This is a genomic window from Shewanella sp. YLB-07 (assembly GCF_009377275.1).
Map to the genome: position 1 here is coordinate 77,347 of NZ_VOQB01000004.1, position 19,895 is coordinate 97,241.

General features: G+C 44.8%; 19 protein-coding genes. 12 read left to right on the plus strand and 7 right to left on the minus strand.

From position 1 onward, the window contains the following. Positions 1 to 24 precede the first annotated feature (24 nt). Together FS373_RS09935 and FS373_RS09940 are read right to left on the minus strand one after the other, a co-directional pair. Positions 25 to 732 (minus strand): DUF998 domain-containing protein, encoded by a 708-nt coding sequence (locus tag FS373_RS09935; RefSeq protein ID WP_185976952.1) that lies wholly within the window; start codon positions 730 to 732, stop codon positions 25 to 27. 247 nt (positions 733 to 979) lie between these two features. Continuing rightward, positions 980 to 2,341 carry a Na+/H+ antiporter NhaC family protein gene (locus FS373_RS09940; protein ID WP_144044965.1) on the minus strand — a complete coding sequence of 454 codons (1,362 nt, stop codon included), beginning with the start codon at positions 2,339 to 2,341 and terminating at the stop codon, positions 980 to 982. A 747-nt stretch (positions 2,342 to 3,088) separates the two neighbouring features. Here FS373_RS09940 and FS373_RS09945 point away from each other — a divergent pair. Beyond that, on the plus strand, positions 3,089 to 3,616 hold the full coding sequence (locus FS373_RS09945) for a DUF3087 domain-containing protein (RefSeq protein ID WP_144044966.1): 528 nt from the start codon (positions 3,089 to 3,091) through the stop codon (positions 3,614 to 3,616). Between the two features lie 195 nt (positions 3,617 to 3,811). After that, positions 3,812 to 4,627 carry a substrate-binding periplasmic protein gene (locus FS373_RS09950; RefSeq protein WP_144044967.1) on the plus strand — a complete coding sequence of 272 codons (816 nt, stop codon included), beginning with the start codon at positions 3,812 to 3,814 and terminating at the stop codon, positions 4,625 to 4,627. 128 nt (positions 4,628 to 4,755) lie between these two features. Here the strand turns inward: FS373_RS09950 and FS373_RS09955 are convergent, their stop codons facing one another. After that, positions 4,756 to 5,025: a ribbon-helix-helix domain-containing protein gene (locus FS373_RS09955; RefSeq protein ID WP_040571566.1), complete on the minus strand. Its 270-nt coding sequence runs from the start codon at positions 5,023 to 5,025 to the stop codon at positions 4,756 to 4,758. A 141-nt stretch (positions 5,026 to 5,166) separates the two neighbouring features. After that, the gene (locus tag FS373_RS09960; RefSeq protein WP_144044968.1) at positions 5,167 to 5,454 is read right to left on the minus strand and encodes a putative quinol monooxygenase; all 288 of its coding nucleotides are present in this window, start codon (positions 5,452 to 5,454) and stop codon (positions 5,167 to 5,169) included. 467 nt (positions 5,455 to 5,921) lie between these two features. Between FS373_RS09960 and FS373_RS09965 the strand changes: the two genes are divergently transcribed. After that, a complete protein-coding gene (locus tag FS373_RS09965) occupies positions 5,922 to 6,560 on the plus strand; it encodes a LysE family translocator (protein WP_229381216.1) in 639 nt (212 codons plus the stop codon). 66 nt (positions 6,561 to 6,626) lie between these two features. On the opposite strand, the gene FS373_RS09970 is transcribed toward FS373_RS09965, so the two are convergent. Beyond that, positions 6,627 to 7,577 (minus strand): LysR family transcriptional regulator, encoded by a 951-nt coding sequence (locus tag FS373_RS09970; RefSeq protein ID WP_152829366.1) that lies wholly within the window; start codon positions 7,575 to 7,577, stop codon positions 6,627 to 6,629. 175 nt (positions 7,578 to 7,752) lie between these two features. Here FS373_RS09970 and FS373_RS09975 point away from each other — a divergent pair, with 175 nt between their 5' ends. The 7 genes from FS373_RS09975 to trpS all read left to right on the plus strand — a co-directional run bounded on the left by FS373_RS09975 (position 7,753) and on the right by trpS (position 15,882). Beyond that, positions 7,753 to 9,225, plus strand: a complete 1,473-nt coding sequence (locus tag FS373_RS09975; RefSeq protein WP_152829367.1) for an NAD-dependent succinate-semialdehyde dehydrogenase — start codon at positions 7,753 to 7,755, stop codon at positions 9,223 to 9,225. 189 nt (positions 9,226 to 9,414) lie between these two features. Beyond that, positions 9,415 to 10,695 carry a 4-aminobutyrate--2-oxoglutarate transaminase gene (gene gabT / locus FS373_RS09980; protein WP_144044970.1) on the plus strand — a complete coding sequence of 427 codons (1,281 nt, stop codon included), beginning with the start codon at positions 9,415 to 9,417 and terminating at the stop codon, positions 10,693 to 10,695. A 260-nt stretch (positions 10,696 to 10,955) separates the two neighbouring features. After that, positions 10,956 to 11,501, plus strand: a complete 546-nt coding sequence (locus tag FS373_RS09985; protein WP_229381079.1) for a GNAT family N-acetyltransferase — start codon at positions 10,956 to 10,958, stop codon at positions 11,499 to 11,501. 39 nt (positions 11,502 to 11,540) lie between these two features. Continuing rightward, entirely contained in the window at positions 11,541 to 12,038 is a 498-nt protein-coding gene (locus FS373_RS09990) for a GNAT family N-acetyltransferase (protein WP_144044971.1), read from the plus strand. 133 nt (positions 12,039 to 12,171) lie between these two features. Continuing rightward, complete coding sequence (lgt, locus tag FS373_RS09995) at positions 12,172 to 12,960, plus strand: prolipoprotein diacylglyceryl transferase (protein ID WP_144044972.1); 789 nt, start codon at positions 12,172 to 12,174, stop codon at positions 12,958 to 12,960. A gap of 384 nt (positions 12,961 to 13,344) precedes the next feature. After that, complete coding sequence (locus FS373_RS10000; protein WP_144044973.1) at positions 13,345 to 14,565, plus strand: potassium/proton antiporter; 1,221 nt, start codon at positions 13,345 to 13,347, stop codon at positions 14,563 to 14,565. A 210-nt stretch (positions 14,566 to 14,775) separates the two neighbouring features. Further along, positions 14,776 to 15,882 carry a tryptophan--tRNA ligase gene (gene trpS, locus FS373_RS10005; RefSeq protein WP_144044974.1) on the plus strand — a complete coding sequence of 369 codons (1,107 nt, stop codon included), beginning with the start codon at positions 14,776 to 14,778 and terminating at the stop codon, positions 15,880 to 15,882. Between the two features lie 43 nt (positions 15,883 to 15,925). On the opposite strand, the gene FS373_RS10010 is transcribed toward trpS, so the two are convergent. Beyond that, positions 15,926 to 16,900 (minus strand): WD40 repeat domain-containing protein, encoded by a 975-nt coding sequence (locus FS373_RS10010; protein ID WP_229381080.1) that lies wholly within the window; start codon positions 16,898 to 16,900, stop codon positions 15,926 to 15,928. A 337-nt stretch (positions 16,901 to 17,237) separates the two neighbouring features. Between FS373_RS10010 and FS373_RS31455 the strand changes: the two genes are divergently transcribed. Together FS373_RS31455 and FS373_RS10015 are read left to right on the plus strand one after the other, a co-directional pair. Next, positions 17,238 to 17,405 (plus strand): hypothetical protein, encoded by a 168-nt coding sequence (locus FS373_RS31455; RefSeq protein WP_185976953.1) that lies wholly within the window; start codon positions 17,238 to 17,240, stop codon positions 17,403 to 17,405. Between the two features lies 1 nt (position 17,406). Further along, positions 17,407 to 18,858 (plus strand): disulfide bond formation protein B, encoded by a 1,452-nt coding sequence (locus FS373_RS10015; RefSeq protein WP_227992657.1) that lies wholly within the window; start codon positions 17,407 to 17,409, stop codon positions 18,856 to 18,858. A gap of 92 nt (positions 18,859 to 18,950) precedes the next feature. On the opposite strand, the gene FS373_RS10020 is transcribed toward FS373_RS10015, so the two are convergent. Beyond that, positions 18,951 to 19,652: an oxidative stress defense protein gene (locus tag FS373_RS10020; RefSeq protein WP_144044975.1), complete on the minus strand. Its 702-nt coding sequence runs from the start codon at positions 19,650 to 19,652 to the stop codon at positions 18,951 to 18,953. Positions 19,653 to 19,895 lie beyond the last annotated feature (243 nt).

Consider the following 19,895-nt stretch of genomic DNA (forward strand, 5'->3'; position numbering starts at 1 on the left):
AAAGCTTAATACCTTTATAGGGGGCTACCAACCTGACATCTGCTTCTGTGACTCGACATCATGCTGCTTAATGGCCAACTTTCTGATATTTAGCGCCAGTAACACGCACCAGAGCATGGTGATATTGGTTTGTAACCACATATTTAGCGCTACCCAGCAGACGTCGCCTTCTTCATGCAAACAAGGGGCGAAGTCTAAGATGTTCCAGTCCAGTTGATAGATTAGGCCAGATGCACTGATAAAACCAAAGATGGCCAATATAAACAGGGGTCTTGAACAGATCTCTTTATGGGTAAATCTAGTGGAAATAGTAACTAGGTGTAGAACAAATGTGGCCAATAGGAAGCTGGTGGACACTAGTCTATGTTCGTCTAAATAATTAATGGGAAAGACGCCTATCAGCATAATAGACAGGCCGACCCAAGAGCCTGTGATCGATAAAAAGTGGCTAAAGTCGCCTAGCTTAAGCAAATACAGACCATACATGGCGAGCAGTATGCAAGAGCCTGCGATAATCAGTGACATGTTAAAGACATAGGCTAGAGGGGAGTGAACATAATCACCGAGTAAGTCTGAACGTCTGAAGAAGACCTGCATGCCGATATCTTGATATTCAGCCCAGACAGAGATGGAGATCCCCACCGATGTGACACAGGCACCGACTAAGATCATCAGTACCACTAATCTGTGTAGGTCATAATGGGTTGAATGTGTTTTTAATTCACCTTGCATCGGTTTTCAGCTTTTCTCAGTACGGCATATGGATTTTAAAAATAAAAAAGGAGCGCAGTAAGCTGCACTCCTTTACTTTTATCGACGTTTACAAATTACGTCGAAATTGAATATCCCTATCGTTTCAGCTAAATCAAGCTCTTGGGAGCAATATTAAGTTTAGCTTAACTGGATATCAATTTGCCCTATTTAAGCTGCATCTGCAATACCACATAAGTTGTAGCCGTTTTTAAGATGCATAGCGGGTTTAGCTGGCACGTTTACGGAAGATGACAATTGAGATAGCAACTAGGGCCAAGATCATGCAATACCAGGCGTGAGTTACTACTTCCAGTGGCGAGATGCTAAAGGTCGATGCGATAAGCAGGGCCTGAGCACCATAAGGAATAAGTCCCTGAATAATACAGGAGAAGATATCCATGATGCTGGCTGCACGCTTAGGGGTTACATCGTGTTTCTGTGCCAGCTCTTTAGCGATACCGCCAGTTACCACGATTGATACCGTGTTATTGGCGACACAGGTGTTAGTTAGGGCAACGATGCCTGCCATGCCTAATTCAGATGCACGAGTCGAAGCGCCACCTTTGGCCTTGGAGAATTTCGCGATTAACTTTTCAATTTGTTTACTGACGAATGCCAGACCACCTTGCTGCTGCATCAGTGCCGCTAGACCACCCACTAGCATAGAAAGGATGAAGATCTCCTGCATGTTGCCAAAACCTGTGTAGATATCCTGACCGAATTGGATGACGCCGTAATCCATAGTGGCCAAACCTGTGATACCAGCAAGCAGGATACCGATAGTCAGTACTACAAATACGTTCAGGCCTGAGACGGCTAATACTAAGATGGTTAGGTAAGGTATGACCTTAACAAAGTCTATCTCTTGAGCGGCCACATCGGCCTGACCTTGACCCGCGAAGGTGAAGGCTATCAGGGTAATAATCGACGCTGGAATCGCGAAAATAAGGTTCTCTTTGAACTTATCTTTCATCTCACAGCCTTGGGTACGTGTCGCCGCTATGGTCGTGTCGGAGATGATAGAGAGGTTGTCACCAAAAAGTGCACCAGAAATTACCGCGCCAGCCATCAGGGCTAGCTCTATCTGAGCCTCGTTAGCTACACCAAGTGCGATAGGCGCGACTGCAGCTATTGTTCCCATAGAGGTACCCATGGCGGTAGCGATGAAAGCTGCGATGACGAAGAAGCCGGGTAAGAGTAAGTTAGATGGCACAAGTGACAGACCTAAAGCAACAGTGGCATCCACACCGCCAGTGGCTTTAGCCACGGCAGCAAATGCACCAGCAAGCAAGTAAATCAAACACATGGCTATGATGTTTGCATGACCTATGCCGGCAATAAACGTCTCTATGCTCTGGTTAAGCTTCTGTTTAGAGATGATTAAGGCAAAGATAATTGCAGGCAGTATGGCTACGACGCTTGGAAGTTGATAGAAAGCAAAATCAACGCCCTGACTTTGAAAGTAAACTCCGGCGCCGATAAATAGGCCGAGGAATAGAAATAACGGCAGTAGGGCAACAAATGAGGCCGTTGGTGTATTGGTACTATTTGTTTGAGCGCTTGCTGAGGCATTGGTCGATGTGGTCAAAGTCTTCTCTCTTATCTAGTCACTTATTTTAAAACGTTTAGTCTTAAACTATTACTCGTAAGCTGGAGGGGTTCTAACTCAATTTCATCCAGTCACGTAAATGAACCATTAGTTCCCATGCCTCCTAGCTGGAACACGCTGTCTATTCCTGACCAGAATTTGAGTGAATTGTTAATTCTTAAGCTCAAAAGCAGTCGATATAAGCAGAATGGTCGATCTCATTAGTCGGCAGGATATGAGATAAATAGACGTCTGTCAATTTAGACGTCTAGATGTTTTTACTTCCATTTTGTTTTTACTTGTCCGCTCAGCATGCGTTTTCACTATCCCATTGTTTAATCAAGATTAATGACATGATCTTGGGACACATATTTTACTAGATAGTTATTGTTAACAAGATGTTGGGGAGAAGGCGAGTCTTTTGTTTATCTCTTTAGGCTCGCTATCTGGTTATGCTTATGGTATTTCCCCTGACAGGGGACAGCCTCAGATGGATTGCTGTAGATCACCTCAATAATTCTCTGTTGATTGTCTAGAGCACAGATATATTGCTCGCTCGCGTTGGCTGTAACGCTCAATATGAGGACGCTGAACATGGCGATGATTTAGTATTGCATGGGAACTCCGAAACCGATTGTGGACATCTGCATTTCATTTAATAGAAGTGAGTTAAAAGGTGCAAGCTCAAGCTATACAAGTGAGGGTTAACAACTTAAAATTTAAGCCTGAAAAATAAAGGGTCAAATAATGAAGTTACAAGAGATAGATAAAGTTGTATATCGTAAGCACTTGAATGTCGTCACAATCGCGCTGGTTACCAGTCTCATCTTACTATCCTTGGCTTTTGGAACTGGGCTCATTGCCTTGTTTGCTGATGCTAAGGACATGAGCGGTGAGGCGACTGGGAATTTTCACTTAAATTTACTAGGTGTTGTCATGGCTGCCATTATTTCTGTTGTGGTGCTTATGCAGGTCAAAGACAAACCCTATTTGGCAGAGGTCTATTATGTTTGGCGGCTCAAAGCGCTGCATAACCGTGTCTATCGTCGACTGAAGAAGATCAAGGCCGCCGCTGCTAACTATGATATCGACGCCTTGGTCATATTAAGTTTCTATTATCAGACTCAGAAACAGGTCTATCAGCTTGATAACAATACGCTTACCCTGAGAAAATTGGAGAAAGATATTAATGATCTTCAAGCCGCAATCAGTGAGCATAACCTGATCGTATCGATTGAGGACTTTAACGCCGAACTGCTTAACAAGTTTAAATAGGCTTGGTATTAGATCTTCATCGATGGCTTTATTAGAGACAGTGAAGCCTCATTACTTCTGAGGGATTATTTTTCCTAGAAAGGTATGTGACCGCCTAGAGCAGTATGTGATAGTAACAGAAGGATTTGGTCTAAACTTGTAGTTACTATCCATAAACCTCACTGTGATCTAGCTTATTGCTGACTAAGGTGAATCATGAAGAAAGCCATCATGGGTGTCACCATGGTAATCATACTGCTTGTGTGCAACCTCTTTGCCCTGCAAGTGAGAGCCGATCATGCTCTCGACATTGCCATCGTCGAATATCCCCCTTATGAGTTCACCCGAGACGATCCACAAGGTGGAGTCCAGTTCGATGGCATTTCGGTGAAATTGGTTGAGGAGGTCTTTAGGCGCATTGAGCAGCCAATAGCTTTTAAGGTTCTTCCCTGGTCCAGAGCGCTTAAATTGTTGAAAGAGGGCAAGATCGACGGCTTATTTGAGGTACTCATCAGGCCTGAACGGCAAGTCTATGCCGATTATAGTCAGGAGGTATTGATGCAGGAAGTGGTGATGCTATTCGTGGCGGAAGATTCTGATATTGAGTTCGATGGTGACCTGACAGCACTTAGTGATTACCATTTTGGTATGAGGAAAGATTTTAGTTATGGGACTATTTTCGATAATGCGGTGGAGACCAAGGTGATCAAGCGGGTGAGTGTCGATGTAGAATCTTCAACCTTGTTACTTAAGCTGTGTACCGGAGACATCGATATACTTATCGCCGAGAAAGATACCATTTTTTATGTCGATAAAGAGATAAAAACGATACAGAGTGGTTCGCTAAAGCGGTGTAAGAACATCAAGCGATTAACAAAAGAGGTGCAATCGACGCCGACCTATATGACCTTCTCTAAGAAGAGTCACCTTAGCCATGTCAGAGATAAATTTGACCAGGCTTTACAGCAGATGAAGCAAGATGGCAGTTATCTGCAGATCATCCAAGAGTGGAAACAGTCTAATATCGATTAGTTTGTAATATGACTTATGGCCTAAAACCTACCACAGAGAATGGTGGTGATCGATACGAAGCTACTAGGTATGGAATTATTAGACATGGAATTACTGAGTCTAAGGTGAACCTGTGTATGGCGTTACAGTTAAACATTCTCCTTCGACAAGATATGCTGGACACAGGCCGATCTAAGCAATGAAGTGAAATTCTTTACATCACCGTGATGGTTTAGTGCTTCTATGTATAGGCTCGCGATAAATTGGTTTCTTTTCACACCTTGGCTCTCTGCAATCTGATCTAACAGATCCCAAAACAGCTTTTCCAATGAGATGCTGGTCACATGCCCCTGGATTCGGATGGATTTCTGAATAGGCAAGTAATGGCTGGTGGGGTTGTCGAAAAACAGATTATCCATAACTTTGATTCGCACACTTGACGTTATTTAATATGTTGAATTTTAAGGTATTATATATCTTCATCGTCTTTATTACCATTCAGGGATGTGTACAAACTTTCTAATTTACTTAGTAACCACAACTTATGATTTATTATCCGGTTATGCGTGTTGGGATAAGATGATAATTTCAGGTTCTTGAGCAATGAGTTCAGGCATCTCTTTTTTTAGACGTTTGAAGTGTCCGGTATTTTGATGCTTTTCGAATGCAGCATGGTCGACAAAGCTCTTGATGAAAATGAAACGCCCCTGCTTTTCATTTTCTTGGTGAAGTTCATATTTGACACAACCCAGTTCATTTCGAGTCGGTTGAACTAAGCTCTTGAGGAGCTCAAGAAGCGCCTGTTCTTTGCCACTTTGTGCCTTAAAGCGTGTCAATACATTGATCATATTTGTGCCCGTAGTCAAAAGTTACTGCCGATAATGAAAGGGTGGGCTAATGTAAGTGACTTGACTGACGAAAGGGTAGCAAAGGGGTACTACATTTCAGTTAATTAGACTAAGTAACTTCTTTCTTTACAGCTCTTTGAGTCTGATCACTTTGTAAATGAACACTATTTTCAAGCTATGCTGGCCAGTGCGAAAACCTATCAAATGGAGTGTTTTTCGAACAAAAAACTGATAATCATAAGATTAAGTCCATCTTCTTGTTTACTTGCGCGTCAAAAATATGACAAATAATTGCGGTTTTATCAGGCGTATATCGCCCATCTTTTATATAAAGTAACGGGCTGTCGATGGCTTATCTATTTTGAGCTAGTGCTCTTTTTGATAGGGATCATAAATGATGGAAAACCTGCTGATGATAGCTGTCATATATTGAGTTAGACTGTGACCTTGTTTCGGGGGAAGGAGATATTGTGGAATTAGGTATTAATGAACTTTGGCTATTTGTCATTTCAGGCATCATGTTAAACATCATTCCCGGACCTGACTCTTTATACATCATAGGCCGTAGTGCCTCCCAAGGCTTTAGGGCGGGTTCGACCGCGGCTTGCGGAATAGCCAGTGGAACCTTAGTGCATATCTTTGCGGCAGCTTTTGGCTTATCTGCTATTTTGGCGACATCAGCGATGGCTTTTACTATCATCAAGATCCTCGGCTGTGGATATCTTATCTATATGGGGGTCTCTATGCTGCTCAGTAAAGCTGGGCCAGCGGTCAAAAATAGAGAACAGAGTCAGGCGCCATTGAAGAAGATCTTCTATCAGGGTTTTATGACAAATGTACTTAATCCTAAGGTCGCACTGTTTTTCTTAGCCTTCGTGCCACAATTTATTACCCATGATGCACCGAATAAAGCGCTCTCTTTTATTGTCTTAGGCCTGATTTTTAATATCAACGGCATGCTTTGGTGCCACTTTCTGGCCTGGTCTTCATCGTCATTGAGCCGTAAAGTGAAACAAAGCACCAGAATCTCTAATGTGCTCAATAGGCTCGCCGGTGGACTCTTCATCTGTTTCGGCATCAAGTTAGCGTTTAGCGAGCAGGTCTAGCTTTCATCTCACCTATTTTTGAGTCTATTGGCCTGAGTCACTACTGCAAGCGTTTATGTTTCTTGATTACTCTCGATTAAATACTTCATCGAATATTGCTTTGAGTAATTCAATTTTACTGGTTTCGCGTGGGTTGTGTTTAGACACCAGTGAAAGATTAAATTGATAACAGGCGCTATCTCGATGAATAATCTTTAGTTGTTTGGCTTCGAGTTCCTGTTGAATGTAGCTCAGTGGTAAATAGCCAATATAGCAGCCGGAGAGAATTAAGGTTTTACGGGTATCAAACTGATAAGCCTTGGCACATAGATTGAGTCGCTTTAACTGCTCTCTGCCCTCTGCATCTATATCGATGCCGGGATGAATGGCGGGTGTCTGCGTTAGCATCTCAAGGCTAATCTCATCATCTTTAAGTTGGAAAAATGGATGAGCATGGCTACAACATAAGTAGATGGGTTCGTTATAAATGGTCTGATAATCCAGCCCTTCGATCTGCTGATAACTGGGGAGTAATCCTATGTGGGCCTTCTCTTTAAGCAGGCATTTTTCGATGTGTTTCAGGGCTTCATTGTCGAGTACCAGATGCAGCTGTGGCTGAGCCTTATGTATCTTCTTCACTACCTCTGCTAGTTTTAGCTGCATACGTGTATCGAGCTGATCGGCGCACAGTATGATTAACTCGCCGCTCAACTCTTCACCTAAGTTATTAACGAGTCTCGAGAAATCATTAAGCGAGTCGAATAGTTCGATACAGGCATGGTAGATCGCCTGACCGTCTTCAGTCAGCGCGAACCCGCCGCGTCCTCGACTGCATAATTTGAGCTTCATGCGGCTCTCTAGGTTAGACATGTGCACACTGATGGTTGAGCGGGTCACCCCGAGCTCTGATTCAGATGCAGAGAAGCCACCATTCTCGACCACAGTACGAAAAATTCTCAGCAGGCGTAGGTCATATTCGGTGACAGCTTTTGGGATGATGGAGCGCTTACTGTTAATTTTATTGCTAATGTTTTTCAAATTGCCACCTAGTTAACCGCATATAGTTTTACAGACATAAAACATAAGGTTTATTGTTTTGTATTTAACCCGAGTTAAATTTGCTATTCAATAGCTATATGAATTTTTAGTACCAGTTTCATTTTTGGAGAAGAAACGGGTGCCATTGACAAGATGACAGCACACTGGAGTGATTATGCAACAAGTTAACGATTCAGGATTAGTGAAGCTCAGCTCTTACATAGATGGCCAGTGGAGTGATAGCCAGTTGGATGGTGGGAGTGAGAGATTCGATGTCATTAATCCAGCCAATGACCAAGTCGTGGCTCAAGTATGTAACGCCGGGATTACCGAGACGGAAGCGGCCGTTATTGCCGCAAAAAAAGCCCTGCCAGCCTGGTCAAAAAAATCGGCCAATGAGCGTGCTGCTATCTTACGTCGCTGGTTCAACTTGATGATGGAGAGTCAGGATGACCTGGGCCGTATTTTGACCTTAGAGCAAGGTAAGCCGTTAGCCGAAGCTAAAGGTGAAATTGCCTATGGTGCAGCCTTCATCGATTGGTTCGCCGAAGAGGGTAAGCGAGTCTATGGCGATACTATTCCGGCACCAGCCGGTGATAAACGTATTATCGTTATCAAGCAGCCAGTGGGCGTCGTCGCCTCTATTACGCCGTGGAATTTCCCTAATGCCATGATCGCCCGTAAAGCGGCAGCGGCTCTGGCAGCGGGCTGTACCTTCGTGGTGCGACCTTCACCGTCTACGCCGCTGTCGGCGCTCGCCATGGCCGAACTTGCCGAGCGGGCTGGCGTGCCAGCCGGTGTGTTCAACGTGGTTGTGGGGTTGGACTCATCCGGTATGGGCAAGGTACTGACTCAGCATCCGGACGTGTCTAAATTCACCTTCACCGGTTCGACAGCGGTTGGCAAAATATTGATGACCCAAACGGCCACTACGGTTAAGAAGGTGTCGATGGAGCTCGGCGGTAACGCGCCCTTTATCGTATTTGATGATGCCGATATCGATACCGCAGTCCAAGGCGCACTCGTGTCTAAATATCGTAATGCAGGCCAGACTTGTGTCTGTACTAACCGCATCTTCGTTCAGAGTAGCGTGCTTCAGGAGTTCACCGATAAGTTTGCCAGTGCGGTGGCCGAGCTTAAGATTGGCGATGGCCTGGCCGATGGCGTTAACTTAGGCCCGATGATCACATCACAAGCGGTCGATGGCGTGCATAAGCTCGTGGAAGAAACCGTCGCCGCCGGGGCAAAAATTATTGCCGGTGGTAAACGCAGCGCTGCAGGTAACAATTTCTATGAGCCAACAATCCTGACTGGTGTCACCAATGATATGCCCTTGGCAGCTAATGAAATATTTGGGCCTGTGACGCCAATTATCAGCTTCGATACCGAAGAGGAAGCCATTGCATTAGCCAACGACACCGAATATGGCTTAGCGGCTTACTTCTATTCCCGCGATATTGGCCGGGTGTGGCGTGTAGGCGAAGGGCTTGAATACGGCATGGTTGGTATCAATGAAGGCATTATCTCCAACCCCGCGGCACCATTCGGTGGGGTTAAACAGTCGGGCAATGGCCGCGAAGGTTCTAAGTATGGTTTAGACGACTATATGGAGATCAAGTATCTGTGTATGGGTGGAATAGATAAGTAACAGCTGAGACGACGCTGCGCTGGTGTGGCTGAGACGACGCTGCGCTGGTGTGGCTGAGACGACGCTGCGCTGGTGTGGCTGAGATGACGCTGTGCTACTAGGGCTATGCCCGTCGAACAGGCGAAGCGATAGGGCAAAGGCCGTCATCTTAGCTTTCGGACTTAGGGTTGAAAAAATAGGATTATAATAATGACAAACAGTAGCTTACAAGAACGAAAGGTTAAGGTTATCGCCCGTGGTCAGGGTAATGTCTATCCTGTGTATGTTGATAGAGCAAAAAATTCTGAGCTCTGGGATGTGGACGGTAATCGTTATATTGATTTCGGCATGGGTATCGCCGTGTGTAATACCGGTCATAGTCATCCCAAGATTGTCGCTGCGGTCAAGGACCAGCTGGATAAGTTTAGTCATACCTGCGTGATGATCAACCCCTATGAATCTGCGGTGGAGTTGGCGGAGAAGCTGACCCAGATTGCACCTGGACCAAGCGAGAAGAAGGCTATTTTTGTCACAACTGGCGCAGAAGCGGTAGAGAATTGCGTCAAGATAGCCAGGGCGCATACTGGCCGCCGCGGTGTTATTGCCTTCAATGGTGGCTTTCATGGTCGTACAAATTTGACCATGGCGCTGACGGGGAAAATTAGCCCTTATAAACATCTTTTCGGACCGTTTCCCGGTGATATTTTTCATGCACCATTTCCGATGGCATTTCATGATGTAGCGATAAAAGATTCACTAAAGGCGATTGAAAATCTGTTCAAGGTGGATATCGCCCCAAGCGATGTGGCGGCGATAATCGTCGAGCCAGTTCAGGGCGAAGGTGGCTTCTATGCCGCACCAGCCGAGTTTCTGCAGGCATTGCGTGCCTTGTGCGATCAACATGGGATCGTCTTGATCGCCGATGAGATCCAGACGGGTTTTGGCCGCACCGGCAAGATGTTCAGTTTCGAGCATGCCGATGTCGAGCCTGACTTGATCACTATGGCTAAGGGGATTGCCGGCGGTTTTCCAATCGCCGCGGTTGTGGGTAAGAGTGAGATAATGGATGCGCCTCTGCCTGGTGGCCTTGGCGGTACCTATGGTGGATCTCCTGTTGGCTGTGTTGCTGCACTTGCGGTGCTTGAGGTGATCGAAGAGGAAAACCTGATTCATCGTGCAGATCAAATAGGTCAAATTTTCAATGAGCAGCTGACTGCTTTGCAAGCCAGCTATCCAAACTTGATCGGTGAAGTGCGAAATCAAGGTGCCATGATCGCCATCGAGCTGGTTATAGACGGTGATAGCGAGCAGGCTAATACCGCCTTGACCCAAGCGATCATAGGTAAGGCGGCCGAGCATGGCCTCATTCTGCTTGCCTGTGGCTTCTACGGTAATGTTATTCGTTTCTTGCCAGCCTTGACCATATCTGATGAATTAATCTACGAAGGTTTAGAAAAGTTTAATCAGCTATTTAGTGCTCTTGCTCGCTAAACTGACATCACTTTGAAAATATAGTGAGCCGAATCACGTTTGGCTCACTAAGCTCCACTAACTCTAGTTTCAGCCGCTGTCACCTGATTCGAATCAGCTCTCATTACATCTCCCCCCTTCCTGGATTTTCTTATCGATTAATAATAGGCATTAGCATCCTGCGCTCGCTCACTTATTTTCTGATGTTGGTATTAGTATTAGTTGGCTTATTTTTTGCTGAAGCAAGTATCGAGTAGAGGTTATTAACAAGGAGATATTGAGTGGGTGAAGCTTGTGGTGTTAGTCAAACTATTGAAATTATAGATATGACTCAAGGTGTGAGTGATAGCGTCATTCAAAGTCAGCTAGTTCTTTTGCTCTGTGACTGTGTCGATAGTGGTGCATCGGTGGGCTTTATTGGTCCATTTTCTCAACGAGAGTCACAAGAATACTGGTATGGAGTGCAAGCAGATATCACTAAGGGCACCCGCTATCTACTGGTAGCGAACTTGAGTGGAAAGCTGGTGGGCACGGTACAAGTTTCAGTTTGCAATAAGGCGAACGGCTTGCATAGGGCAGAAATAGAAAAGCTGATGGTGCACACTTTAGCAAGGGGGCAAGGAGTGGCAAAACGCTTGATGCAGGAGGCTGAGGTGTTAGCTAGTACGCTTTGCCGGAGCTTGTTGGTACTCGATACCAAGAAGGGGGATATCGCAGAAAGCATGTACTCTAAGCTTGGATATGTGAAAGTGGGTGAAATTCCAGGTTTCGCGCTGAGTTCAACGGGCGGACTAGATACCACAGTACTCTTCTATAAAGAATTATAAAGCTGTGTTTAATTAAGGTCAGAAGGAAGAACATAGATAATGGTCCAGATTAGAGAATTTGTTGAAAGCGATTTTGAGCAAGTGCAGAGTATTTATCTTCAAGGGATCAAAACTGGTAACGCGACGTTTGAGAAAAAAGTTAAAAGCTGGCCGGAGTGGGATGAGGCTATGCTGAAGGAGTGTCGGTTAGTTGCAGAGCGAAATGGCAACTTGGTAGGATGGGCGGCCTTGTCTAGTGTCTCAAACCGTGCGGTATATGCTGGTGTCGCTGAGGTGAGTATCTACATCAGTAGTTCGGCTAAGAGGATGGGAGTGGGAACTAGTCTGCTACTTGAGTTGATTGATCAATCTGAAGTCGCAGGACTTTGGTCGCTTCAGGCTGGGATATTTCCTGAAAATGAAGCGAGTCTGCATATTCATAAGAAGTGTGGCTTTAGCGTTTTAGGCACCAGAGATAGGTTAGGCAAGATGAACGGCATTTGGAGAAATGTGACATTATTGGAGCGCAGAAGCCAAGTAGAAGGTATCGAAGTTTAGTCATAATCTCCCATCTGGCTCAAATAGCCATGGAGATATTTTAAGAAAACTTGCCAAGTCACTAAGTTCAGCGTAAAACTGCCCAAACAACCTAAATCTCTCTACTTTTAAAAAGAAACTGGAAGGCTGAATTTTGGACCATTTTGTTTGGAACGTCGACCCCGTATTGATCTCCTTCATGGGGCTTAAAGTGCATTGGTATGGTGCCCTATTCGCTACGGCTATCGCCTGTGGTTTTCAGGTGATGAAGCGCATCTATATCAAGGAGAAGCTGCCCGTCGAGTCGTTAGATAATTTGCTGATGTATTGTGTAATAGGCATTATCGTCGGCGCTCGTCTGGCTCACGTTATCTTCTATGACCCGTCCTATTATTTCAGTAATCCACTGAAGATTTTTGCCATCTGGGAAGGAGGACTCGCCAGCCACGGTGGTGGTTTAGGCGCAATTCTGGCGCTTTACTATTACCGCCGTAAGGTGGATATGCCCTTCCTATTCCTGTTGGATAGATTGGCCATAGCCACTGCAATCTTTGGTTTCTTCGTGCGCATGGCTAATTTCATGAACTCTGAGATATTAGGCCTGCCGACCAATGTACCTTGGGCAATTATCTTCGAGCGCGTCGATATGTTACCTCGTCATCCGGCCCAGCTATACGAAGCCTTCGCTTATCTGGCTATCTTTATCGGCCTTTGGGCAATTTACAAATTCACCGAGATGAAGCAGAAAGAAGGCGCTATCTTCGGCCTGTTCCTGGTACTTGTTTTCAGTGCTCGTTTTGCCATAGAGTTCGTCAAGGTTAAGCAGGCGGCTTACGCCGACGAGATGACCTTGAGTGCGGGTCAATGGCTGAGTGTGCCATTCCTCATCGTTGGAGTGGTGCTCTTGGTCATGCCTTACCTGAATAAGAAGGTTAAGGCTTAACCGAGTTATTGGAACTTATATCTATTGGTTTTAGAATCATCAGGCGTCAGAGACATGAGTTTCTGGCGCCTTTTTTAGCTTATACCTGTTTACCGTGTGGTTATAATCGCCAAAAACGATACATTATAGATCGTTAATTTACTGGTTAACATCTTAAAAAATGGCGATAAATAGTGTAGAATAACCGTCTCAAAGTCACTGACTGGTGACAGGTCTTCATCATTTTTTTATCACTGTTTTGTTCGTATTATTAATAAAAAGTTAACCTATACTCAGGTTTTCACTCTTAACCTATTACCCCATAAACGTAAAATAGAATTAGACTGGTATTACCGTCGTCTGAATTCTCACTCTTATTTTTTTACTTAGAGGACTCGGATAGATATGTCATACGAAATACTCCTGCTGGGAATCGCCCTGTTGATCGCAATAGGCATTCTATTGCATCACCCCTCGAAAACCTTAGGGATCCCCTCTCTATTGATTTTCATGGGTGTGGGTTTAGCACTTGGCAATGGTGAGTTTGATTTCGTTTACGATAACCTGGCAGTCACTTCTATGGTTGGCGCAGTTGCGCTGAATATTATCGTGTTTGTAGGTGGCATTAACACTTCAAATGAGAGCATCAAGTTAGCCTATAAAGAGGGTGGGGTGCTTTCGACGTTCGGGGTATTGTTCACCACATTGATCCTAGCGGCCCTGTTATATCCGCTGACCGAGTGGAGCCTGGTTATCTGCTTGTTATTTGCCGCTATAGTCTCATCTACCGATGCCGCCGCCGTGTTCTCAATCTTAGAATCTAAGAAGCTTAAGCTAAAAGAGAAGACTGATACTGTGCTCGAATTTGAGTCGGCGACTAATGATCCGGTAGCTCTAGTCATGGTGGTCATTCTCACTGGCATCGCTTTAGCACCAGAGAAGGCGATATCGGGTTGGGAAATAGCTCAGACTCTGCTGATCCAGTTAGGCGCAGGAGTCGTCATTGCTTATTTGGTGGGCAGGCTCGCGGTCTATCTGCTCAACACCATACACTTAGAGGAGTATGGCCTGATCCCTGTATTCGTGCTGGCGAGTTTTATCATCGCGGCCTATGGCAGCGATTTGGCCGGTGGCAACATCTTAATCGCCTCCTATGTGGTGGGCGTGGTGATAGGTAACGGCATTAAACGAGGAAGGGAGGTCAATAAGCACTTCTTCAATAGCCTCTCTTGGCTGGCTCAGTCGTTGATGTTTATCATATTGGGATTACAGATTTTTCCTCAGACTCTGTTCTCTGTGTTCTTCCTGTCGCTTATTCCTGCTGCTTTACTCATGTTAGTGGCTCGTCCCTTGGCGGTGCAACTCTGCTATCTGCCCTTTAGGGGAGCGAGCTGGCGCAAGCGTTTGTTTATTTCATCTATTGGTCTCAAAGGGGCTACACCCATAGTGTTTTCCTTAATTCCAGCCGCCGCTGGCGTCGAAGGGGCGATAGACCTGGTGCATATGGTGTTCTTTATCGTGCTGTTTTCGATAGTACTCCAAGGCGGCGCCATAGAGCCCTTAGCCAATAAGTTAAAACTGAATAAAAAAGTTAATTCTGCAAAGGAACAGATTAAAGAGAAGTAAATGATCTTTAATCTCTGTTTAGCTTGTTCACGTTGAATGAGCTTGGTAACCTGCGGTAATGAAAACCATATCTCTTAGTTACAATCCTCAGTTATCTTGGTGGCGCTCTCTTCTTTAGAGCGGCACATCTCATCATGTTCATTAGCCGCCGGATGGTAGCTAATTGATCTCAGTCATAGTGTCTCCGGTGGTGTTAATCAGGAGTCAATTATGCAAGTAAAATCAAATGTTAATCCCAAGGTTAAACGAGTCGATTCGGTCGAACCAAGCTGTTTGGATAAACATGAATCGGTTCAGGTCGAAGCCGATTTAAGCACGGAAAAAGAGAAAGTCCTTACGGGAGATCGTGCCACGGGTCAGTTACACTTAGGCCACTATGTTGGCTCCTTGCAGCAGAGAGTCAAACTGCAAGATATGTATCATCAGACGATCTTAGTGGCAGATATGCAGGGCTTGACCGATAACGGTCATCAACCGCAGAAGGTCGCATCAAATATTCTTAATGTGGTGGCTGATTACCTCGCGGTTGGTATCGATCCACTAAAGACCAGGATCTGTCTGCAGTCCGCCATCCCGGCTCTGGCTGAACTTACTATGTATTATTCTAATCTGGTGTCTATCTCCAGGTTAGAGCGCAATCCCACGGTGAAAAATGAGATCCAATCTAAGTCATTCGGTCGCAGTATTCCGGCGGGCTTCTTAACCTATCCTATCAGTCAGGCGGCCGATATCACGGCATTTAATGCCACTCTGGTTCCCGTTGGGGAAGATCAATTACCTATGTTGGAACAAACCAATGAGATAGTCAGAAGGCTGAATCATATAGCTGGCGGCGCCATCTTGACCGAGTGTAAGCCCCTGCTGAGTAAGGTATCACGTTTGCCCAGTACCGATGGTCGCAGCAAGATGTCTAAATCTATGGGCAACACCATAATGCTTAGTGCCAGTGAGCGGGAAATAACTAAGGCGGTTAAGTCCATGTATACCGATCCAGGCCATCTGCGAGTGGAAGACCCCGGTAAGGTGGAAGGCAACGTGGTGTTTACTTATTTAGATGCGTTTCATTCTGATATCGATTATATCCTTAGGCTTAAAGAGCAATATCGCTGTGGTGGGCTAGGGGATGGCACCACCAAGAAAATTTTGGAGGAGTGTCTGCAGGAAACCTTGAAACCTATTCGTGAACGCAGAGCTATGTTTATCGATGATAAGGCGCAGCTGATTGACATATTAAAGCGAGGAACCGAGCAGGCTCAGGAAGAGTCACATCGAGTGTTAACTTCCGTGAAGCAAGCGTTCGGTTTAAATCTGTTTTAATTCACTTAAATTCAATTAGATTGCTATTTTTATGAGAATGGGATTAATAGTCCCATATTTCCAGTGCCCCATCCGAGCTTAGGGTCATTAGCTGGCCGCTGGAGTTGATGGTCATATCGAGCACTGTGGTTCCGGCGGTAAAAACTGTGATGTTCCAGTGCTTCTTTTCCTTGCCTGTGTTTAGATCCCAGCTCATTATCTTCTGTTTTGAGCTAGCTGTGATGAGCGTCTTGCCCCGGTCGGCAAATAACGCTTGTCTAAAATAGCGATAGCGTCCCAGGAAACTTAATTGACTGATACTTTCACCAGAATGTGAGTCGGCTATGATGTGCTTATCTAAGACATCGGCGATAAATATCCTACGTTCGGCCTCATCGAAGCTAATACTGGTGATACGCTGGGCCAAGCTAAAGTCCTTAATAACCTGTCCATTGCTACTGGCCCAAATGAGTGCATGTCCATCGTAGGCTGACGACAATATTCGCTCGCCATAAGAGAGAAATTCAACATGACTGACAGGCCCGTCATGGAGCTGAAACATAGATAATTGGTTGCTTTCGAGATCGACTGTGATCACCGAACCTTCATTCATACCGAGTAAAATTCGCCTTCCGCTTTGACTCAAATACAGGCTGGAGATACTGGCACTACTATCAAAGCCCTGTGCAAGCCAGGAGACCTCGAGTCGGCCGCTTTTGAGATCAAATATCGATACTTGATGCTTTCCCGTTACCGCCAGATACTTATTATTTCCGGAGAGTGACACTAGGTAAGTGGGCTCATCGAAGTCTTCTACCTGCCATTGATGCAACAGAGATTTTGAGGCGTTATTCCACACCGATAACTCACGGGTGCGGCTCAAGGTGACTGCAAGCTTGGCATCCTTTGACAGTTCGGCATCGATGAGATTGTCTGCGACATATCGATGAATCGAGTCTGACTCTTGTTTGGTTATGGGTTTATTGCAGCCCACGCTAGTCAGACAGAGGCTAAGTAATATTACCGATAGAAGTTTCACATAGACCCCCTTATTAATGGTTATTTCTCGTTTTTATTCGCCTCTTTAGTTTGTCACATATGTATGGCCATTGTTAGTTGAGATTTTATTGAGTAAACACCTGATAGCATTAAAATTTATATCACACTTACTTATGTTGTTATTGATGGCCTGATCACGAAATCTGGTCAAATCTAATATTCCTCTCAAGTTTTAAAAGTGCATTGATTTTACAGGATATTTATTTGCTCAGCGTCTCATTTATGTCTTGGATGAATTGTTATCTTAGTTTGGAAACATAGTGTCGACAGCTTAGCCTGCGCGGCTCATTAATCTTGAAACCAAAGTGGATACATTTATGGAATTTCTGCTCTTCTGTCTCATTTTTTTTACCGCCTTTCTGGTGGCTTTCAAACCCCATAAACAGGGCATGGCTAATATCTGCTTGTTTGCGAGTATTGCGATGAGTGTATTGATCTGGTTACTCGGTACCTGGGATATGTTAGTACCGGCTGGGAACTTATAAGATGATGAAAATGAAAGAAACAACAGTGAATCAAATTGTGTCACTAGCGGCGCTGGCTCTGATTGCACTACCCGTGGGGATAGCTTGCATCGTGCTGGGTTACGGCCTCGGAGATAACCCATGTATTTTATGTTGGCAAGAACGTACCGCCATGGTGTTAGTATCCTTGATTGCAATATTTATCATGCGTTACGGCCTTAAACCTAAGTATTTAGGTGCCTTGGTCTTTGCATCTGTTTATGGTTTGTGGGCAGGCTACCGCCACAGTTCAAATCATATTCTTAGGGATATTGGTCAAGGCTTCGGTCCGGCAATTTTTGGTGTGCATACCTATGTCTGGGTCATGGTCGTATTCATCGTTGTCCTGTTGTTTGCCTCTGTGCTGTTGGTGTTGCAAGGAGATCGGCTTAGTGAAAAAGAGGATAAGCATCGTTGGACGGGCCTTAACAAGACGACTGTCATGGTATTTTTGGTGGTGATTGGCTTTAATATTGTGCAGGCTTTTACCCAAACGGGCCCGTTCCCTTTCATAGGGCAAGGCGATCCGTACCGAATGTCTTTCGATAAAGATAGGATCGTCTGGTCAATGGATCATTGGCCTAAGCTTTCATCCCTCTCTGCTCGTGGTAGTTACGCGATTGAGCGCCCCGACTTTGCCGATATGGTTTCCAGTAATACGCCAATATTTGCTAATATGGCGAGTCTAGCCGCCTCAGAGTCAGTGATCTTGCCTGAAGAGATAAAAGGGCTTGCAACCGGGGTCAGCTATAGTCCGACTCGTGATATGTACGTTGTTGTGACTAGCAACAACTGGGTCTATTTCTTAAGTGGTGATTTGAAAAATGTACTGGCATCAGTATTGATCGATGGCGCCTTCTCGGTAGAGATTTCTAACCTTACTGGCGTCGTGTTCGATAGTGATTCGAGCGTACTAATTATCACAGATCATAAGAGTTTTGTTCGTCTGGCCTATGATGAAACTGCAAAATTTGAAGATAGCTATTGGTTATTTATGGATGGTACTGACGGTGTGAAAGAGCTTAAGCGTAGCCGATTTGCAACGGTTAGAGCTAAGTATAACTACATTGGTAGTTTGGGGTGGGATGTACAAAAGCAAGAGTATCTCACTATCACTTTGCCAGTTAAGGTGCGTAATAACTTTATTGTTTCACGATTAAGTGGTGAAGATTTTGAACTCAATAGTGAAGCGAAAATAGGTAATACTGCTGGTGAATATCCTATGATCACAGGTTTAGTGGTAGCTGAGAATAAGGCGTACCTGCTTAATCACAGTGGCAATCAGATTTTGGTTATGGATATGGAAAATAATAACTTGGAAGCTGCAATGGATTTCTCTGAGATTGAAAACCCACAGGGATTGACTTTAGTTAGTGGGCAATATGTGGTTCTCAGTGGTGTCGAGGGTAGTAATAGCCTGACCTTTTTTAAATAACCTATCAAGGAAGATCATTATAATGAGCCTATGAAAATCGATTCATGGGCTCATTGATGACTAATTTTATATAAGTAGGAGGGTATTAGCTTTTATTTTAGTTTGTAAATCACTTCGACTCTGTCTCGAATGGTGACTTGGCCTTGTTGATAGCTTTCGGCTACGTCATAGCTAGGACCGGCGTTCATGCGTAACATCACAGGCTGAACCGGGCGTTGATCTAAGTAACGGATCTCCCAGATCCCCTGGATCTTTTCACCGAACCCTTCGGCGAGTTTCTTGGCTTTCTGCTGAGCATCCTTGATGGCTGCCAGACGAGCCTTATCTATATATTCCTCCTCCTTGCTTGTCTTGAGCGCTATGTTATTTATTCGGTTGATGCCCTCTTCGAGCGCCGAGTCTAAGATCTTATTGAGGTTGGACAGATCATCGACTGTGACAATTAATCTACGGCTTGCGCTATAGCCTGTTAACTCGGCGGGCTTGTCTTTCTGATAATGATATTGTGGCTGCAGGTTCAGGTTGGCGCTCTGGATCTTGTTTCTCGAAATACCAGCCAACTTTAAGCGGGCAATAAATTTGGCAACGGCCAGGTCTGAGCTGTCTTTCGCGGCCTTGGCAGTCTTCTCCTTAATTGTGACTTCGACATTGATCTCAGCCATATCGGCATCAACCTGGAGTTGGCTACTTCCCACCGTTTCCAAATGAGGGAAACTTAGCTCTGCAGCTTGAATGAGGGGAGAGACAAAGATAAGGCTGCTCGATACCAGTGCGGCTAAAAGTGTTTTATTCATGGTTTTCGACTCCAATCTTAGAAATAAAAAGTTAAATACGAGTTCTGAAGTTATAAACGCAAGGAAAACAGAAAAGGGTTTTATTTTTTATCTTTTGTTTGCTGCCATTATTTTTAGCGCTAAGGGAGTGCTGCCATAGTCATCTAGTGTACGGCTAGCTGAATTCCACCTATTTATGATTAATGCAACCAATGCATCAAATTGTTACCTCCAGCCATAATAGATTGTCTTTCTAAGGTTAGG

Excerpts from the sequence above, each read along its gene's own strand:
- FS373_RS09935 (WP_185976952.1), bottom strand. The coding sequence starts at position 732 with ATGCAAGGTGAATTAAAAACACATTCAACCCATTATGACCTACACAGA.
- FS373_RS09945 (WP_144044966.1), top strand. The coding sequence starts at position 3,089 with ATGAAGTTACAAGAGATAGATAAAGTTGTATATCGTAAGCACTTGAAT.
- FS373_RS09950 (WP_144044967.1), top strand. The coding sequence starts at position 3,812 with ATGAAGAAAGCCATCATGGGTGTCACCATGGTAATCATACTGCTTGTG.
- FS373_RS09955 (WP_040571566.1), bottom strand. The coding sequence starts at position 5,025 with ATGGATAATCTGTTTTTCGACAACCCCACCAGCCATTACTTGCCTATT.
- FS373_RS09960 (WP_144044968.1), bottom strand. The coding sequence starts at position 5,454 with ATGATCAATGTATTGACACGCTTTAAGGCACAAAGTGGCAAAGAACAG.
- FS373_RS09975 (WP_152829367.1), top strand. The coding sequence starts at position 7,753 with ATGCAACAAGTTAACGATTCAGGATTAGTGAAGCTCAGCTCTTACATA.
- gabT (WP_144044970.1), top strand. The coding sequence starts at position 9,415 with ATGACAAACAGTAGCTTACAAGAACGAAAGGTTAAGGTTATCGCCCGT.
- FS373_RS09990 (WP_144044971.1), top strand. The coding sequence starts at position 11,541 with ATGGTCCAGATTAGAGAATTTGTTGAAAGCGATTTTGAGCAAGTGCAG.
- FS373_RS10000 (WP_144044973.1), top strand. The coding sequence starts at position 13,345 with ATGTCATACGAAATACTCCTGCTGGGAATCGCCCTGTTGATCGCAATA.
- trpS (WP_144044974.1), top strand. The coding sequence starts at position 14,776 with ATGCAAGTAAAATCAAATGTTAATCCCAAGGTTAAACGAGTCGATTCG.
- FS373_RS31455 (WP_185976953.1), top strand. The coding sequence starts at position 17,238 with ATGGAATTTCTGCTCTTCTGTCTCATTTTTTTTACCGCCTTTCTGGTG.
- FS373_RS10015 (WP_227992657.1), top strand. The coding sequence starts at position 17,407 with ATGATGAAAATGAAAGAAACAACAGTGAATCAAATTGTGTCACTAGCG.
- FS373_RS10020 (WP_144044975.1), bottom strand. The coding sequence starts at position 19,652 with ATGAATAAAACACTTTTAGCCGCACTGGTATCGAGCAGCCTTATCTTT.